This is a genomic window from Pontibacterium granulatum, from assembly GCF_029961155.1.
Classification (GTDB): Bacteria; Pseudomonadota; Gammaproteobacteria; order Pseudomonadales; family Balneatricaceae; genus Pontibacterium; species Pontibacterium granulatum.
The window spans coordinates 217,280-236,322 of sequence record NZ_JASBRH010000007.1; the positions used below are offsets into that span (position 1 = coordinate 217,280).

At 52.3% G+C, this 19,043-nt stretch carries 13 protein-coding genes; 8 read left to right on the plus strand and 5 right to left on the minus strand.

Features of this window, described 5'->3' with window-relative positions; genetic code table 11:
* Positions 1–12 precede the first annotated feature (12 nt).
* Positions 13–2,334: a ribonuclease R gene (gene rnr / locus QKW35_RS09030; RefSeq protein ID WP_282352451.1), complete on the minus strand. Its 2,322-nt coding sequence runs from the start codon at positions 2,332–2,334 to the stop codon at positions 13–15.
* 664 nt (positions 2,335–2,998) lie between these two features.
* On the opposite strand from rnr, the gene QKW35_RS09035 reads away from it, so the two are divergent.
* The 3 genes from QKW35_RS09035 to QKW35_RS09045 all read left to right on the plus strand — a co-directional run bounded on the left by QKW35_RS09035 (position 2,999) and on the right by QKW35_RS09045 (position 5,637).
* Positions 2,999–3,727: a response regulator transcription factor gene (locus QKW35_RS09035; RefSeq protein ID WP_282352453.1), complete on the plus strand. Its 729-nt coding sequence runs from the start codon at positions 2,999–3,001 to the stop codon at positions 3,725–3,727.
* Positions 3,721–5,181: a sensor histidine kinase gene (locus tag QKW35_RS09040; protein ID WP_282352455.1), complete on the plus strand. Its 1,461-nt coding sequence runs from the start codon at positions 3,721–3,723 to the stop codon at positions 5,179–5,181. The genes QKW35_RS09035 and QKW35_RS09040 overlap by 7 nt, the downstream gene beginning before the upstream one ends.
* Positions 5,182–5,283: 102 nt before the next feature.
* Positions 5,284–5,637, plus strand: coding sequence for a hypothetical protein (locus QKW35_RS09045; RefSeq protein ID WP_282352456.1), 354 nt, complete (start codon positions 5,284–5,286; stop codon positions 5,635–5,637).
* A gap of 58 nt (positions 5,638–5,695) precedes the next feature.
* Here QKW35_RS09045 and QKW35_RS09050 read toward each other — a convergent pair whose 3' ends face one another.
* Complete coding sequence (locus QKW35_RS09050) at positions 5,696–6,292, minus strand: LysE family translocator (protein WP_282352457.1); 597 nt, start codon at positions 6,290–6,292, stop codon at positions 5,696–5,698.
* Between the two features lie 52 nt (positions 6,293–6,344).
* A complete protein-coding gene (locus QKW35_RS09055; RefSeq protein ID WP_282352458.1) occupies positions 6,345–7,175 on the minus strand; it encodes an AraC family transcriptional regulator in 831 nt (276 codons plus the stop codon).
* 374 nt (positions 7,176–7,549) lie between these two features.
* Here QKW35_RS09055 and QKW35_RS09060 point away from each other — a divergent pair, with 374 nt between their 5' ends.
* Both QKW35_RS09060 and QKW35_RS09065 read left to right on the plus strand, forming a co-directional pair.
* Positions 7,550–8,992: a two-component system sensor histidine kinase NtrB gene (locus QKW35_RS09060; RefSeq protein WP_282352460.1), complete on the plus strand. Its 1,443-nt coding sequence runs from the start codon at positions 7,550–7,552 to the stop codon at positions 8,990–8,992.
* 193 nt (positions 8,993–9,185) lie between these two features.
* Positions 9,186–9,851, plus strand: coding sequence for an SDR family oxidoreductase (locus QKW35_RS09065; protein ID WP_282352461.1), 666 nt, complete (start codon positions 9,186–9,188; stop codon positions 9,849–9,851).
* 100 nt (positions 9,852–9,951) lie between these two features.
* Here the strand turns inward: QKW35_RS09065 and QKW35_RS09070 are convergent, their stop codons facing one another.
* Positions 9,952–10,209 carry an HlyU family transcriptional regulator gene (locus QKW35_RS09070; RefSeq protein ID WP_282352462.1) on the minus strand — a complete coding sequence of 86 codons (258 nt, stop codon included), beginning with the start codon at positions 10,207–10,209 and terminating at the stop codon, positions 9,952–9,954.
* Positions 10,210–10,629: 420 nt separating this feature from the next.
* Here QKW35_RS09070 and QKW35_RS09075 point away from each other — a divergent pair, with 420 nt between their 5' ends.
* Both QKW35_RS09075 and QKW35_RS09080 read left to right on the plus strand, forming a co-directional pair.
* Positions 10,630–12,327, plus strand: coding sequence for an RNA-directed DNA polymerase (locus tag QKW35_RS09075; protein ID WP_282352465.1), 1,698 nt, complete (start codon positions 10,630–10,632; stop codon positions 12,325–12,327).
* 74 nt (positions 12,328–12,401) lie between these two features.
* Positions 12,402–13,358: a hypothetical protein gene (locus QKW35_RS09080; RefSeq protein ID WP_282352467.1), complete on the plus strand. Its 957-nt coding sequence runs from the start codon at positions 12,402–12,404 to the stop codon at positions 13,356–13,358.
* 143 nt (positions 13,359–13,501) lie between these two features.
* Here the strand turns inward: QKW35_RS09080 and gcvP are convergent, their stop codons facing one another.
* Positions 13,502–16,408: an aminomethyl-transferring glycine dehydrogenase gene (gene gcvP / locus QKW35_RS09085; protein WP_282352469.1), complete on the minus strand. Its 2,907-nt coding sequence runs from the start codon at positions 16,406–16,408 to the stop codon at positions 13,502–13,504.
* Positions 16,409–16,747: 339 nt separating this feature from the next.
* On the opposite strand from gcvP, the gene QKW35_RS09090 reads away from it, so the two are divergent.
* Positions 16,748–18,751, plus strand: a complete 2,004-nt coding sequence (locus QKW35_RS09090; RefSeq protein ID WP_282352471.1) for a TonB-dependent copper receptor — start codon at positions 16,748–16,750, stop codon at positions 18,749–18,751.
* Positions 18,752–19,043: the final 292 nt, after the last annotated feature.

A 19,043-nucleotide genomic window follows, 5' to 3' on the forward strand; every position in this document is an offset into this window, starting at 1 on the left:
CTTTGTGCTGCGTCAGTGCTTTGGCTTACGTTTCTTCTTACGTGACGTGGTACGTGCCTGCGTATCCACAAGCTCGAAATCGATCTTGCGCTGGTCCATGTCCACCCGTACAACACGGATCTCGACTGCATCGCCCAAGGCGTAGGTGGTGCGGGACTGATCACCCACCAGGCGCTGTTTAGCCTCGTCAAAATGGTAGAAGTCACTTTTCAGTGCGGATACATGAATCAGGCCTTCCACCTGAATATCTTCGATCTCGATAAACAGACCAAACTTGGCCACGCTGCTGATAATGCCGGTGAAGGTATCACCGATAAAATCCTGCATGTACTCGCACTTCAGCCAGGCTTCCACGTCCCAGCTGGCCTGATCGGCACGGCGTGAGGCTTCGGAACAGTGCTCGGCCAGGATCAGCATCGCCTGCATGTCGTAGGGGTATGCTTTGGCCGGTTCCAGGCGTGGTGCGTTCTTCACTCGCTGGACCGGATCGGTACCCTTGCCGGTAATACGTTTCAGCGCGCGGTGGAAAGCACTTCCGGTTTCTTTGCGGCGGATCACCGAACGGATCGCACGATGTACCAACAGGTCTGGGTAACGGCGGATCGGCGAGGTGAAATGCGCATATGCGGAGTAGGCCAGGCCGAAGTGACCCTGGTTATCCGGGCTGTATTCCGCCTGGCTGAGTGAGCGCAGCATCATAGTGCGGATGATGTGTGCATCGCTCCGATCGCCAAGTGAGGTCAGCAGCTTGTCGTAATCCGCCGGGGTTGGTTTATCACCGCCGCCCAGGTTCAGGCCACGTTCGCCAAGGAACGCGCGCAGGTTCTTCAGCTTCTTCTCCAGCGGACCGTCATGGATACGGTACAGTGCCGGGATCTGCAGCTGTTCCAGGAAGCCCGCGGTTGCCACGTTGGCGCAGAGCATGAACTCTTCGATCATCTTATGGGCGTCGTTGCGCACTACCGGTACGATCTGCTCGATTTTGCGGTCTTCGTTAAAGCGGAACTGCACTTCACGGGTTTCGAAGTCGATGGAACCGCGCTTGCTACGTGCCTTGCGCAGGGCACCGTAAAGCGCATGCAGCTCGTGCAGGTGGGGTACGATCGCCTTGTGGTTGTGGGCGACCTGTTTGCCAACGCCCGAAGTCGGATCGGACAGCAGCGCGCCAACCTGGTTGTAGGTCAGGCGTGCATGGGAGTGGATAACCCCTTCCGAAAAGCTGAAGTCCGTCATCTTGCCTGCGCTGTTGATCGCCATTTCGCACACCATCACGAGACGGTCGACTTTAGGATTGAGGGAGCAGAGCCCGTTAGAGAGGGCTTCAGGCAACATCGGCACCACATGTCCCGGGAAATAGACCGAAGTGCCGCGTTCACGGGCTTCGATATCCAGTGTGCTGTCAGGTTTTACGTAGTGGGACACATCGGCGATCGCCACGTACAGTTTCCAGCCACTGCCACTTTTCTCGCAATACACGGCATCGTCAAAATCGCGAGCGTCTTCACCATCGATGGTCACAAACGGCAGCTTTCGCAGGTCTACGCGGTGTGCTTTATCTGCTGCCGCAACCTGGTTACCCAGGCTTTCGGCGGCCTTGAGCGCATCCTGTGGCCAGCGGTGGGGAATATCGTGGCTGCGCAGCGCAACATCGATCTCCATGCCCGGTGCCATGGAGTCACCCAGCACTTCGATTACACGGCCGGTGGCGTTGTAACGGCTACAGGGTTGCTCCAGGATCTCGACAGAGATGTACTGGCCCAGTTTTGCACCGGCCAGATCCTCTTCGTCGATATCGATCTCGTTGGTGATACGGCGGTTTTCCGGTTCCAGGAAAAAGACACCGTCTTCGTCCTGCGCCAGACGGCCTACCAGCTGTGTGGTGTTGTGCTCCAGTACCTTGACGATCTTGCCTTCCTGACGGCCGCGGCGATCGACACCGCTGATACGCACCTGCACCCGGTCACCGTCGAATACGGATTCCATCTGCTTGTTAAACAGAAACAGATCGTCGCCACCTTCGTCGCGGGAGAGGAAACCAAAGCCGTCTGGGTGACCGATTACCGTGCCGGTAACCAGCTCGTCGGCACGCAGTACGCTGTACCCCTTGCGCGGGTGGAAGATCACCTGGTTGTCGCGCTCCATCGCACGCAGGCGACGGCGCAGGGCTTCCTGTTCCTGCTCATCATACAGCTGCATGGCATCAGCCAACTGGTGGCGGTTCATGGAGGTGTCGCGTTCATTCAGCAGGTTCAGGATGAAGTCACGGTCCGGGATCGGGTGGCTGTATTTCTCTTTGTCTGAGGATTTAATCGCCCCAGAGATTTGCTTATTCATTCTCTATTCTCAAAAAAGCCCTCATCGGTGCGTGATGTGCGTTATGAAATGCGATGTAAGAACAGATCAGATAAACGCGGCAGCGATGCTGGCTGGTGTCACTCAATGTGTGAATGACGTCAATTCAGTAGACATCCGCGCTTGGCGGTATGTCGTGGATTCATGCCAGGTCTTCTATCAGACCTCTCGGGGCATTTGGGTGACTTAGCGGCTTATGGCCTGAGGGTGTGTTGGCACTCTCCAAGGCGCGGTAGCGGATAGGTCGGTTGCTTAAAAGCAGCTAATACGGCCAAAAACAACACTCAACTGAAAGTATGATGCACGTATGTTGCAAAGATCTTTAAGCGCGGGAAATAACACTGGAATTCAAAACTGCGGGACGGGAATACTGTAGCAGTAAAACGGCGTGCGGAGATTTAAACATAGAATTGTTTCTCGATAGCGGACAATCTACAGCACGCTGGTTAATTGTCAACCAATTTTGCTGGAAAGTGCCCTGCGCCAGGAACAATGCATAGCTCGGGCGCCACCGCTTACGCGTCCTGTGATGTTGCTCTTATATCCGCTGATCCGGCGCCGTGACGTTTTTGTGATACCTGCCTGCTAGACTTCCTCATAATCCGATAAAACAGTGGCAGTGCCCCGTGGGGCGCTCGGTTGCATCATGGAAAAGAATATCCTGGTCATCGAAGACAATAGGGATATTGCACAGCTGGTGATGGTTAACCTGCGCGATAAACACCTGCACGTTGAACATGCTGATAACGGCTGCACCGGTCTGGCGCGGGCGATGAGTGGGCGATACGACCTGGTGATACTGGACCTGATGCTGCCGGAGGTGGATGGCCTCGATATCTGCCGTAACCTGCGCAGCGAAAAGGTCTACACGCCGATCCTGATGCTGACTGCACGCACCTCGGAGCTGGACCGGGTACTTGGCCTGGAGATGGGGGCCGATGACTATCTCACCAAACCTTTCAGCGTGCCGGAGCTGGTGGCACGGGTGAACGCCATTCTTCGCCGTTCCGATCAATACCAGTCGGCACAAGCGGAAGCGCAACACTCACCGCTGCAATTTGGGGATCTGCGGATCGACCCGGCAACCCGCCAGGTAAGCGTTCAGGACGCCCCTATCGAATTGACAGCGAAAGAGTTTGATCTGCTGTGGCATTTTGCCAGCAACCCCGAACGTGTATTTACCCGCGAACAGCTGCTCGACACCGTGTGGGGCTATGGTTATGAAGGCTACGATCACACCGTCAATTCCCACATCAACCGCCTGCGTGCCAAAATCGAACCCGACCCGGCCAAACCGCGTTATGTGATGACCGTCTGGGGCGTGGGCTACAAGTTCTCCGGACGTGACAGCGGTGATGGTGCCACGCCATGTTAAAGACCTTATACAGCCGTCTGGCATTAACCCTGTTCCTGCTGCTCTGTGTAGTGGGGGTGCTGTTTATTCAGTTGATCGGACACTCGGCCACCATGTACCAGCAGGAGGTGGTACAGAAACTGAACCGCGAGCTGGCGTCACATATCGTGGATGAGTATGCCCTGATTCAGGGGCGTCAGGTCAACCGTGGGGCGCTGGACCAGTTGTTCCACCATCTGATGGTCATCAATCCGAGCATTGAGCTCTATCTACTCGACGAGCAGGGGCGGGTATTGGGATATTCCGCACCCGAAGGCAAGGTGAAGCGGGATCAGGTTGCCCTTGAACCGATCCGGCAGTTTATGGAGAGCAATGCACCCTATCCGCTGGAGGGGGATGATCCACGCGACCCGGTCGGTCAAAAGGCATTTTCCGTAGCGCCCATATTTGACGGCGAGCAGATACAGGGTTACCTCTACATCATCCTGGGCGGGGAACAGTTCGACCATGTGATGGCGATGCTGGGGCAGAGTTATATCCTCGACTCCTCCCTGCAGGTGTTTGTGATTGCGTTGGCGGTTGCGCTGATGGGGGGCTTGTTAGTGTTCGCTTTCCTGACCCGACGTCTGCGCCAGTTGGGCAACATCATGCGCCAGTATGGCAACGGCCAACAGCAGGATGACGCCAGATTTCGATACCCGCGCCGGTCGAACGATGAGATTGACCGGCTGGGCCAGCAGTTCAACGCGATGGCGGACCGGATCAGCGAGCATGTGGGGGAGCTGAAGCGGGTCGATAACCAACGCCGCGAAATGGTGGCCAATATCTCCCATGACCTGCGCACGCCGCTGACCACCTTGCGCGGCTATCTGGAAACCCTGGACCTGAAGCACGGTCAACTGACGGAGCAGGAGCAGCGACAGTACCTGCAAACGGCGCTGAGCCAAAGCAAGCGGCTGGGCACCATGGTGGAGGAGCTGTTTGAGCTGGCACGGTTGGATTCCTGCGAATCGGTGATCTATGCCGAGCCGTTTTCCATGTGCGAACTGGTGCAGGATGTAGCCCAGAAATACCAGCTGCGGGCGCAGGAGAAGTCGATCACGCTGGAAGTCCACCTGAACCCGGCAACACCGCCGGTCTATGGCGACATTGCTCTGATGCAACGGGTGCTGGAAAACCTGCTGGAAAACGGCCTGCGCCATACACCTGAAGGTGGCACCATCCGTATCCGTGTGGAAGTGGACTCCGGCAACGTGGTGGTGCAGGTGGCGGATACCGGTTGTGGCATACCGGAAGAGGACATACCGCACCTCTTTGAGCGCTTCTACCAACGTGATTCCAGTCACTACGACGCGGACAATGCCGGTCTCGGCCTAGCCATCGTCTGGCGTATTCTCGAACTGCACGGCAGTGCTATCCAGGTTTGCAGCAAACCCCAGCAGGGCACCACTTTCCTCTTTCGTCTCCCCTTCTAAAGCCTATTGATCACTGTGATCAATTTGTGAACATTTCGTGATCAGCGTGTGAACGCGACAGGCAACAATAAAGTCCGGTAGCAAAACAAAAAGGGGATGAGCATGACTCTTTTAAAACAAGTCGGGACCTCCTGTCTGATCGTGGGCGCGCTGGCGTTACCGTTTACGGCAGAAGCAAAATACCGTGAAGATGGCCGTGGCACCGGTCCGGTGATTTTCGTGACCTCGCAGGGCCTCTATTACGACTCCATTGTGCTGACCGACCTGCCGCCGATGAAAGGCCGGTTCCAGGAACTGGTAGTGGGCATGAACGGTCTGGAAACCGAATACGGCCCCGGAGAACCGGGCCACCTGGGTGGCCGCTGGTGGGTGGACGCCAATGAGAACGGCATGATGGATTTGGAAGATGCCTACTTTCTGTGCCCATTGCTGGGGCCGGGACGCGAAACACCTTAAGCGTAATGTCTCATGCGATATGGCTTAATCCAGGATGAAATACCGTCTCACAGATCGCCTATATCCACGCCTTAAAAACGTGGCTGTAGGCGATATCCCCCGCCACATAAAACAACAACACAGCCATTCCTAAGTTCAGCACCCGAAAATAGCTGGGTTTGCTGATCCATCCACTCAAATATCTGCCCATCAGCATATACGCCGTGGGTGCACCAAAGGCTATTGTCGCCAGCACCAGAGACCAGAGCAGAATCGAAATACCCGAGATATCCGCTGCCGGAAACTGCACCGTGGTGATTGGCAAAATCGCTATCGGTGCTTTCGGATTCAGCAGTTGCATTATAAGCCCCGAGCGAAACGTCAGTGCAGTCTCAGGCTGTGAGCGAGCGCTTACCTTCACATTGGCGCGGGCAACCTTAAACGCCAGGTATGCGATATAGATGCACCCCAGCACGCCGATCACTATCTGGTATTTAGGCGAGACCAGCCACGCACCGGTATAGCCAAACAGCAGGAACAGCAGCAACATCGCGCTGCCTACACCGACGCAGAACGTCAGCCGGGTGTGGGCGTTTAGCCCGGTATTCAGGCTAAGCAGATTCACCGGGCCGGGGGTGTACATAATGCCGAACGCGTACGCGAGTATTTCAACCATCGTGAAATCCCTAAAAGTAACAGAATGATTTAGATTGGGTGGTAGTGAGGAACTACTTACCGATAAAGTGCTGTTGGTACTGACGTGGTGTCATACCGTAGGTTGGCTTAAAGCGCCGGTTGAAATGGCTCAGGTCGCTAAAGCCGTAGTCAAACACCACATCCTCAAGCGGTTGGCCCGTTTCCAGAGCCTCGCGTGCTTTGTTGATGCGGCAGTTGATGATGTACTGGTGTGGCGTGATGCCAAACTGCTGCCGGAACATGCGCAGGAAGTGGTACTTCGAAAGATTCGCCTGCTCGCTGATCTCATCCAGCGACATCTCATCCATCAAATTGGCGTGGATATAGTCCCGCGCCTGCAGCAGCAAACGATCGACGTTACGCACCACACGATCCGGTGAATACTCGCCGTAACACTGAGCGATCCGCGCCGCCAGTTGGTAAAGTTCGCACTCCTGCTGCAGTTTGTTATCGCTTTCGTCTTCCAGCAACAACGCCATATTCAGAATATGCTGGCGTAGCTGTGCATCATTGATCAGCGTATCGGCAATGCGGAAATCCCGACTCTGTTTGACGCCCGCCGTCGCCAGCATCGGCTCCAGCTGATCCGGATGGATATACAGCATCCGGTAGCGCAGGGCATCGTCCACGCCGGAGTGCCCGTCGTGTACCTCGCCCGGATTAAACACAATGATGTTGCCCGGCAGACTGCGGTGGAAAGCGCCGCTGGAGAAGAAATCCTGACGACCGGCCAGAGTCACGCCAAACGAAAACTCCTCGTGGGCATGTTTGCCGTAGGAGAAATCATCGATCTGCGCGCGCAACGCCGTCACCTGCTCAAGGTGCTGGCTTTTGGCGAACTGGAACTGGTTGTCTGGTTTCATGATCGTTAATGCCCTGACCACATCAAAATTGCCGGAAGTGATGTTGATCAGTGTAGGGGAGGGCGGCCGGAGATGACTAGAACGAAATTGCGGAGATTGAGGGTCTTTGTAGCAGCCCGCTCTGAGGGCGACAATCTCGTTTAGTATTGCGCTTCATGTCGGGAAGTTTCGTCGTCATCGGAGGTGATTAAGCTTCCGGCATGCTCTACAGGGTATGTATATCGACATTCCTAGGCGGATTAACCTCAGAAACACCCCAAAATAGTGTAACCTTTATCTAATCACGCTGTCTTACAGCCCGACGTGACTGACTGCACTCAATACCGTAGCGGGCACAGCGCTTTTTTGGTCGATCTATTGGTAAAGCAAGACTTATGACATTGTTGGACTTTAAAAAAACCAAACTCTTTCTATTTGTGCTCTTCATCTACAGCCCGTGGGTGATGGCGGAGATCAACCTCTTTAAAGATGAATACGGCAAAACCAACTGGCAGCATCTGGCGAACTGGAGTAGCGGTACACTGATCATCATCCTGACGATCACCGCCACTTACCTGTTTATCGCCCGCCGCAAAGCCTTTGTTGCCAACCGCGAACTGGATGCCATCCGCAAAGAGCTGGAAATGCGTGTGGAGGAGCGTACCGCCACGCTACAAGAGACCAACAAGGCATTGGAATCGGAAGTGGCCCAGCACGTGGTTACTGCTGATCAGTTGCGTGAATCCGAGTCTTACATCAAAGATATCCTCACCTCGATGCCGCTGATGCTGGTGGGCCTCGATAAAGAAGGTCGTGTCACCCACTGGAACCGCATGGTGGAAGAGCTGTCCGGTGTGCGCTCTGAAGATGCGCTGGGTAAAACCCTGTGGGAAGCGTACCCAACGATGACGGTGGTGCCGGAGCATATCCAGCAGGCAATTGAGCAGAAGAAAACCATCCACCTCAAGCAGAGTATGCGCAGCCTGCGCCACTTTGATATCACCATCTATCCACTGCAGGGTGACTACGAAGGTGTGGTGATCCTGGTGGATGATGTGAGTAAGGAAAAAACCGCCGAGAACCTGCTGATCCATAACGACAAGATGTCCTTTATGGGTGAAGTGGCGTCGACCATGGCACACGATATCAACCTGCCGCTGCAGGCGATCCTGATGGATCTGCGCCGTTTCCATAATGTTCTGGCGGATAGCCAGCAAAAGGATGGCGGTGCTCAGATGGCGCTGCTGGAAGATATCGCCAAGGACATGTCGAACCGTGGTGACCAGGTGTCCAAGATCATCAACAACCTGCTGACTTTCTCCCGCAGCCGCCACAGCGAAAAACAGCTGACCAACATGGTCGATGTGATGGAGCACACGGTTGATCTGGGTAAAGAGGTGATCTCCGGTGATGATGCCTTGGCCTTTAACCAGGTGAAGCTGGACTGGCAGATTGAGAAAAATCTGCCACAGGTGGCCTGTTATATCACCGAGATACAGCAGGTGTTCCTGAGTCTGTTCCGTCACTCCCTGATGGCATTGCAGCAGCGTGCCGCCAAAGAAGAGTTTGAGCCGACCATCAAGATCGTGCTGGCGCAGGGCTACGACAGTTTCTGGATCAAGATACAGCACAACGGTATTGGCCTGAGCAGCGATGAACAGATGGGGCTGTTTGAACCGTACTTCAGCGACAACAAGGAAGCGGAAGGGTTTGATGCCGGTCAGCACCTGTCGTTCTCGTATTACATCATCACCGAACAGCACCAGGGTCACATGGCCGTGACCTCCGACCCGGCGGTGGGATCTACCTTCCATATGGAACTGCCGCTGCCGCAGTAATTGGTTTGGGCTTAATAGGGGTAACGGTGCAATACGCTTTGCTATTGCACCCTACGATTAAGCCGGATTAAAGCAAAAGAGTAGGGTGTGTTAGCGCAGCGTAACGCACCGCTTTGCTGCAGATATATTTGAATCAATTTGCTCATCCCTTTCTTTATCGCGATCTTAACCCTCTTAAACGGAAGCACTCACTATGTCTAAAACCGTTGTAATTACCGGTGCCAATCGAGGTATCGGACTGTCCTTCTGCCGACTGTATAAAGCCCAGGGCTGCACCGTGTATGCCGCATGTCGTACCGCCTCCCCAGAGCTTATTGCATTGGGTGTTGAGGTAATCGACGGTGTTGATGTGTCAGAGAAGCAGGGCATTGCGCGTCTGGCGTCCGTGTTGGCTGGCGTGAGTATTGATCTGCTGATCAACAACGCAGGCATCCTGCGTGATGAGGTTCTTGGGAATATCGATCAGGATTCGATTCGCAAGCAGTTTGAGACCAACGCACTGGCGCCGTTGATGGTGACTGAAGCCCTGATGAACAATCTGGCGGTAAACGCAAAAGTTGCGTTGATTACCAGTCGTATGGGATCAGTGGCGGATAACACCAGTGGCGGTCGCTACGGCTATCGCATGTCCAAAGCCGCGCTGAATATCGCCGGTATGTCATTGTCACATGACCTGAAAGCGCAGGGTGTCGCAGTAGCAATTTTGCATCCGGGGTTGGTGGGTACAGAGATGATCGGTGGTCACGGCGATATCACTCCTGACCAAGCGGCAGAGCGTCTGTCGCAGCGCATTGAAGAGCTTAACCTGAGCAACAGCGGCACATTCTGGCACTCCAACGGTGATGTGCTGCCTTGGTAAATGGGTAATCGTGTAGGGTGCATTTGTAGGGCAGCCTTTAGGCTGCCGGCACCCTAAAGGGGTGCCCTACAATCGATCCCCAAACGCCCAACCAATCCCCTCACGAAAAGATCGCTTCACCTTTCTGATCGATAAAGATCTTCGCCTTCTCGTGCGCCCGCTTCACGCACACCTCCTCGGCTGCAACACGGTCCACCAAAGAGAAGCTATGCTGCTTGTCCTTCTTCGAGATATTACCGCTGATCCGGTAGTGAGTACCGTCCTGTTCAGGTGTCGCCATAATCGTAAAACCCTTGTAGCGCACAGCGCCTTCAGGCAGTGGAGCGAAGAAAGATTTCAGTGCTGACAGTAAGCTCATGGTGGTCTCCTAATTCTTATTTTCTTTTGATCTTAGGAGCAGCGGATGGTGAAAAGGAAGGGATTAGATACCAAGGCACAGGGCATTCAGGCGAAGTGGGTACTTAAGTTGTATATATGCGTTGTTAGGTAATAGAACCTTTAGACGTCCTAATTGGAGTGTTTTGACGCTGGAAAAGCGGACAAATATCCTGCATTATCAATCGATTACGGATGACGCTGGAGTGATATCACGCTGGTGTAAACAATCAATATGCGCATGCTCATTTTCATCGGAAGAGAATAAGATATACGATCCATAACTCCCTTTCTCTTCTGCATGTTAGTGGCATCTTTTGGGTGGCAGGATATTTCAGAAATATAAGTCAGCGCTCAACTAGAATGTTAGCAGCAATTCATCATCGATATGTTGAAGTAATCAATGGATAAACTTAGAGAGTTACTAGATAAGGGATTTTTTCCTATACAACTGCCACCATCTTTTACGACACGAACATTCTCAGAAAACTATAAAAAATTTGAAGGAAGATGGAATGCACAAAAAGATCCTGATACACGCTCAGAGAAATTTTCTGTTGCAAGGTCATCCTACTATCGGCGAGTTACAAGTATAGTTAACCCTATTAGCTATTTCTTTTTGACTAAAGAGATTGCAACATACTGGGTAGAAATAGAGAAACACTTTCGAAAGAGTAAAATATCTCTCAGTAAACCTAAACTGTCACCCACTTTAAGGGCTATAGAAATTAGTAGATTTAGTGAGCTCTATGAAGCGAAAGTGACTAAGTCCGCTGGTTACAGATACGCTCTAATCACCGATATAACAAGTTATTTCCCAACAATTTATACCCATACAATTCCATGGGCATTACATGGAAGAGATGTAGCAAAGAAGAATAGAAAATCAAGTGCTGCTTATTTTGGGAATATCCTTGATGAGAGAAGTACCAAATTACAGGATGGACAGACGATTGGCCTACCTATAGGCCCAGATAGCTCACACATAATCGCAGAAATTATTGGTGTGGCTATTGATAAGGATTTAAGGAAAGCTCTTGGGTATTGGCCACGTGGTTTTAGGTATGTTGATGACTATTGCCTATTTTTTGACAGGCGAGAGGAGGCTGAAAAAGCCTTGGCTGAACTAACTAAGGCTGTCAGCAACTATGAATTACAGATAAACCCATCAAAGACACGAATTGTTGAGGTAAGGGCCCTTGTAGAAGAATCGTGGAAATATAGTATCCGAAAATTAAAAATTTCCGATGAAAAAAGAAAGCAAAGAGATGATATTCATAACTACTTTGAGGTGTTGTTTTCTGTTGAAGGTAAATTTCGAGATGAGGCGCTTGTTAAATATGGATTGAAGCAGATTTCTTCGACGATCATAAAAAAGTCAAATTGGGATATATTTGAGGCTTATTTGCTAAAGTGTGGGTACAGCTTTCCAAATACACTGCAGGTTATTGCAAATATCTTGGCTACATACCATGGCTATGGTTATGAATTAAATAAGGAGGCGATTGAGAGGTTTTGTCATAATCTTATAATTAATCATTCTATATCTGATCATCATGGTGAGGTGTCATGGCTTTTAATAATATGCAAAGAACTTGGGTTGAATATAAAGCGTGATGTTGTGCGTGAAGTAGAGGGAATGTCTAATTCTGTCTGCAGTCTACTGATTCTAGATATGTTTAACAGTGGACAAATAAAAACAAACTTGCTTGCAGATAATCTAAGGAAATATTCAAATGCTGAAGCCTTGGAAGGAACAAGCTGGCTTCTTGCTTATGAGGCTGGAAGAAGAAAGTGGCTCAAAAATGATTCTACAGACTTCATAAAATCACACCATTTCTTTGGTGCTTTACTTAAACACAAAGTAGAGTTTTTTGATCCAAGTATCAAAATAAAGCCAATATTTAAACTAAAAGAATCTGAAGGGGATATTGATTTGTCCTGGTTGTTCGATAGTGATGAACACATTGAATATCACTTTGACTTCGATGACCAGGATGAGGAATATTTCGACGAAGCCCCTCATTCTAAAGGGGAGTATGATGAAGAAGATTATGAGGAAGATGAGGATGAAGAATTTGACGATTTTTCCGATTTCTAACAAACTGCTGTCAAGTAAATATAGGTAATGCCTACGGCGTACCTGATTTAGTCATAAAATGACAAGGAGAGTGTATGAACCAGAGATATCTACCATTAGCATTTCTATACGCATTTTTGATCGTTTGTCTTGTCTTTATGCCAAGCTATAGCTTAGATATTCCTCTGTCTAAAGAAGCCTCTGTTATCTGGTTGGCAATATTTCTTCTTTTTTTGAAGTTTGTGATAACAATGTCTAAGGTTACTAGGCAAGAATTATTTAATTGTTTTTCTTTTGTAAAAGGTCGTGTTTTTTCAATGGAAATGAAAACTACTAAAGTAACAAACAGATTGTTGTTTGCGGGTGGCGCATGTTGGTTTCTGATTCTTTTTTTTAAAGAAACGCTGTTTCCTCTTCCATTGTTTGTTTTAGGTTCTATTCTTTTTGTTTGGGGGCTTTCTCGGTTTCTTGAGGAAAATTCCGTATATCGATTTTCTGAATCATATATTTCTAATAGATGGCTGCTAGGCGGTTTGTCTTCGTTTATTTTGTACTGGGCTGGTTTTAATAGCGCGTCGCAAATAAATTCTATGTTTGGTGTGGATCCAGGTTTTTTTCCTTTTACTATTTCAGCGATGGTTTTTTATAATGTTGCGGTTATTTTGTTTTTGTTAATGATTCCCGTTTTTTTTGTTTCGTCTTCTATTTTGGTTGCTGGAATTATAAAGGATTTAGTTAATGATAAAGATGAAGGTAGAGATAAGCGTGAAGATGGGGATGAAGGTAATGTCTATGCTGTCTTGATTTCTATAGTGGTTTTTAGTGCATATGCTTCAGTTGCTGGCTTGATAATGCTATCCCCAAACACTGAAAGTGTAGCTGTGAAATCTATTGCTATGAAAACAGACTTTAATTCTAAACATTACTGTAAAGGTGAGCATCTAAAAGATAAGTCTGTGATTTTTATTGGACCAAACTCTAATGTTGTTCTGGCTGAAGCAGTTGATAATAGTAAACAACAATTTTCAGTGCAGAAATGTGTGTCTCTTTAACAAACCAATCAATCACCGCCCTCCAGGCTCGGTCCTTCAAACTGCAGTACCTTTTCTCGATCCGTGATTGGTGCGTTAACCTTTAGTAAGAAAGGCCACTGATTCCCACCAGCGGCCTTTTCAGTTTCAATCTTTAGAAACCATCAATCCTCAGCGTACGCCTCAACCGGAATGCAGGAGCAGAACAGGTTGCGGTCGCCGTATACGTTATCGATACGGTTAACCGTTGGCCAGATCTTGCTTTCTTTCAGTGCCGGTACTGGGAACGGGCCCTGAGTGCGGTCGTATTTGCGGTCCCACTCTGGATCGATCAGGTCTTCCAGGGTGTGAGGGGCGTGTTTCAGCGGGTTGCTGTTTGCGTCCATCAGACCTTCTTCAACCTGACGGATCTCTTCGCGGATCTTAACCATCGCTTCGATGAAGCGGTCCAGCTCTGCTTTGGACTCGGATTCGGTTGGTTCGATCATCAGGGTGCCCGCCACCGGGAAGGACATGGTCGGCGCGTGGAAGCCGAAGTCCATCAGGCGTTTGGCCACGTCTTCTTCGCTGATACCGGACGTTTCCTTCAGTGGGCGCAGGTCGATGATGCACTCGTGCGCAACGCGGTTGTTGCGGCCGGTGTACAGCACCGGGTAGTGCTCGCTCAGTTTTGCGGTCAGGTAGTTGGCATTCAGCAGGGCGTTTTCAGTTGCCAGACGCAGGCCGTTACCACCCATCAGTGCGATGTACACGTAGGTGATCGGCAGGATGGAGGCACTGCCCCATGGTGCTGCGGAAACGGCACCGTTTTCTGCCTTAGGGCCGTCGATCTGCTGTACTGGGTGGTTGGCTACGAACGGTGCCAGGTGGGCTGCTACGCCGATTGGACCCATGCCCGGACCGCCGCCACCGTGTGGGATACAGAAGGTTTTGTGCAGGTTCATGTGGGAGACGTCTGCACCGATCGCCGCAGGCTGGGAGATCGCTACCTGTGCGTTCAGGTTCGCGCCGTCCATGTATACCTGGCCACCGTTGTCGTGCACGATCTGGCAGATCTCTTTGATCCCTTCCTCGTACACACCGTGGGTGGACGGGTAGGTGATCATCAGGCAGCTCAGGTCGTCTTTGTGCTCTTCTGCTTTCGCCTGCAGATCAGCGATGTCGACGTTACCTTTGTCGTCACAGCTAACCAGTACCACTTTCATATCCGCCAGTGCTGCAGATGCCGGGTTGGTGCCGTGGGCAGAGGTTGGGATCAGGCAGATGTTGCGGTGGCCTTCGCCGTTCGCCTGGTGGTATTTGCGGATCGCCAGCAGGCCCGCGTATTCACCCTGAGCACCGGAGTTTGGCTGCATGCAGATTGCGTCGAAGCCGGTGATGGCGCACAGCATCTCTTCCAGCTCGTCGATCATCTGCTTGTAACCCTGGGCCTGATCCATCGGCGCGAACGGGTGCAGATTACCGAATTCCGGCCACGTGACCGGGATCATCTCTGCGGTGGCGTTCAGCTTCATGGTGCAGGAACCCAACGCGATCATGCTGTGGGTCAGGGAGATATCCTTGTTCTCCAGCTTCTTCAGGTAACGCAGCATTTCGGTTTCGCTGTGGTAGCTGTTGAAGACCGGGTGGGTCAGGATAGCGGATTCGCGGTTGAGGTTGGCCGGGATGGAGCTGCTGCCGTTCGCCGCCAGTTCTGCGTCGATTGCGTCCAGATCCAGACCGTGGTTATCACCCAGGATCGCTGTCCACAGGGCTTCAACGGCTACGCGGTCGGTGCGCTCGTCACAGGTGATACCCAGCTTGTCGCTGCCGTTCTTGCGCAGGTTGATGCCTGCTGCCAGGGCTGCGTCGTATGCCGCATCGCGCTTGTCGCCCAGGTTCAGGGTCAGGGTGTCGAACCAGGTGTCGTTCGCCAGTTCGATGCCTTTGCTCTGCAGACCTGTCGCCAGGATGTCGGCCATGCGGTGGATGCGACCGGCGATGGTCTTCAGACCTTCAGGACCGTGGTAGATGGCGTAGAACGCCGCCATGTTGGCCAGCAGCACCTGGGCAGTACAGATGTTGGAGGTCGCCTTTTCACGGCGGATGTGCTGCTCGCGGGTCTGCATCGCCATACGCAGGGCTTGCTTGCCACGGGCGTCGACGGATACACCGATGATACGGCCCGGTACGGAACGTTTGTACGCATCACGGGTAGCAAAGAATGCTGCGTGTGGACCACCAAAGCCCATCGGTACACCAAAACGCTGTGCAGAACCGAAGACTACGTCGGCACCCAGCTCGCCAGGAGACTTCAGCAGCACCAGGCTCATGATGTCAGCCGCCGCACAGAACAGCGCTTTCTTGGCGTGAACCTTGTCGATCAGCTCGGCGTAGTCGTTGACCTCACCTTCAGTACCTGGGTACTGAGCCAGCACACCAAAGAATTCGTGCTGGTCGACCAGTTCGTTCAGATCGCCAACGATCACTTCGTAACCCAGTGGCTCAGCGCGGGTTTCGATAACGCTGATGCTCTGTGGGTGAACGTTGCGGTCCACCAGGAAAGCGTTGGCTTTCTTGGCTTTCGCCATACGCTTACACAGGGTCATCGCTTCTGCGGCCGCGGTTGCTTCATCCAGCAGGGAGGCGTTGGCTAGATCCAGACCGGTCAGGTCCAGAACCATCTGCTGGTAGTTAAGCAGGGCTTCCAGGCGACCCTGGGACACCTCTGGCTGGTAGGGGGTGTACGCGGTGTACCAGCCTGGGTTTTCCAGGACGTTACGCAGGATAACGTTCGGTACGATGGTGTCGGTGTAACCCATACCGATCATGGAACGGTTGATGACGTTCTTGCTCGCAACCTCTTTCAGGTAAGTCAGTACTTCCTCTTCGGTGCGGCTTTCGGCCAGGTTGATCGGTGCCGGTACGCGGATCGCTTCCGGTACGGTCTGATCGATCAGTTCGTCTAGGGTGTTTACGTCCAGATATTGCAGCATGGCTTGCTGCTCGGCCGCGGATGGGCCGATATGGCGCGCGACGAATGCGTCCTTCTGTTCCAGATCGGACAGCGTCGGCTGGTTGGTTGCCTGCATTTTTAGTCCCCGAATAAAACGGTTAAAGATTCTCCCCAGGCCAGGTGCAGTGGACCGAAGAAAACCGTGAATAATACGTATACCGTATTGGATAAAAATTGGTCGCTAATAATACCGTTTTATGAATCAAATGTGACCAGTGTTATCCAAAAGTTTATTTTTGGAAACTTTGACGCATTTGTGGTTTTCCCTTACGCAAAAAGTCTTTGCTTTCATGGTGATGCGACAGGATGACGCGCGACAACCTGCCGCGCGACGCCGTGTCACATCTGAAAGCGGGAACCTTTTGATTAGACTCTGCCGCCATCAGTTTAGAGAGTTCTAATAAAGGGGTTCGTTGTGAACAAACAAGCACTCACCATTGCCGTTGCAATGGCAGTATCCACCATGGCGCAGGCTGCCGATTCGGAGGGCAATCTGGTTATCGAAATCAACCGTGGTCTGCCGCAGCTGGAAACCACCGTGCGTGAAACCACCACCGGTGTGCAGGCTTCGCCGGTGTCTGATGGCGGTGAGCTGTTGAAAAGTCTGACCGGTGTATCCGGTATCCGTATGGGCGGCCGTGCCATCGATCCGGTGATCCGTGGCCAGAAGGAAACCCAACTGAATATCCTTCTCGATGGTGGTTACATCCACGGTGGTTGCCCCAACCGTATGGACCCGCCAACCGCATACACCTCGGTTGAAAGCTACGACCGCGTCACCGTAATAAAAGGTAACCGCACCGTGGTCTACGGTGGCGGTGGTTCCGGCGGCACCGTGCTGTTTGAACGCGACTGGCCGATGATCGACGAGAAAGGCTACAACGTGGAGCTGGCCGGTAGCTACGAGGGCAACGGTGATAAAGGCGAGGTGGGTTTCGATGCCGCGATGGGTGACGATGATACCTACCTGCGCTTTATCGCGCATCATTCCGAAGCGCAGGATTATGTAGACGGGAACGGCAATAAGGTGGATGCCGAGTACGAAAGTGATTCCAACGCGCTGCTGGCCGGTATCCGCCTGAGCGAACACACCACTTTGGAAGCAAGCGTCGAAAAGTCCGGTGAGGAAGACGTGGAATTTCCGGGTGCGATGATGGACAGTCCGTTTGCCGATTCTGAAAGTACCCGTCTCAAGCTGACCCATGATTTCCGTAGCAGTCCGATACAGTACTTGCGGGTGGACCTGTACCAGTCCAATGTGGATCACTTGATGGAAAATACCACCATGGAAGCGCCGTCGACCTCGGATACCAAAGGTTTCCGCGTGCTGCTGGAAGCCAACGCAGCAGATATCGACTGGACCTTTGGTGTGGATACGCAGAACAACGACCGGAATGCCCAGGGCAATATGGTTTCCAGCGGCGCAGCGGTATTCAGCCACTGGCCGGGTGTGGCGATCGATCAGACCGGTCTGTTTGTTGAAGGCGAAAAAGCGCTGGGTGAAGACGACGTGCTGAAAGCCGGTCTGCGTTATGACCGAGTGGACGCCAGCGCCAGCCGTGCTAACGAAGCCTTTGGTATGGGTGGCGTGAACACCCCAACCAACCTCTACAACCAGAAATATGGCACGACGGATACGGATAGTACCGAAGACAACGTGGGTGGCCTGATCAGCTGGACGCATCGTATCGATGATCAGTACAGCGTGGAAACCACGTTCTCCCGCAGTGTGCGCACTGCTGATGCGACCGAGCGTTATATCGCCAAGGCGAACATGATGGGCATGGGTGCCAAATGGGTGGGTAATCCACAGATCGAACCGGAGAAGCACCACCAGTTGGAAGTGGCGTTGGCGAGCAACATGGCAGATCTGAACTGGATGCTGAGTGGTTGGTACAACCGTGTGGATGACTACATCCTGCGCCAGACCGTCAGCGGCGACGATATCTACCGCAACATTGATGCCGAGCTGTACGGTGTAGAGTTTGAGGTGACCTACCAGCTGAACAGCAATATCACCCTAGGTAGTTCCCTGGCGTGGCTGCAGGGCAACAATGAAGATGGCGGTACAGACCTGTCCCGTATCTCGCCGCTGGAGCTGACCAACTCCCTGGATTACGTGCTTAACAACTGGAAAGCCGGGGTTGAGTGGAAGCTGGTGGATGCACAGAACGATGTGTGCCTAAGCGATTCATCCTGTGGTGGTCAGGACGTGCGTGCTACGCAGGGGTATGGCCTGGTGAACCTACATGGAGAGTACACACTACCGACGGGTGTGACCGTAGCGATGGGTGTGGATAACCTGTTCGACAAGTTCTACACCCTGCACGAAAGCCGCGATTACCTACTGGACAGCGATCCGGTGCAGGTGGCCGAGCCGGGGCGTAATGTGTGGTTGCGTTTGAGTGGTCGTTTCTGAGGTTAAGTCTCTTTCTGTTTTCCCGCCCCAACGGCGCCGTTCCTTTCCTCTCTCATCGTTCGGGGCGGTTCCGTTTTTTTCTTTTCTTCTTTGCATACCCGATGTGTTGGGCAACGCGTTGCGTTGGCCAACCTACAAATGTTTATTCTGTAGCAGCCCGCTCCGAGGGCGACCTCGTTCGGAGGATGGTCGGCACTCAAAGGGTTTAAACGCCTGCTACAAAGGTGCTTCTTACGGTTCGTAGGTCAGCCATCGCGAAGCGATGCCTGACGTGTTGGGCACCGCGTTGCGG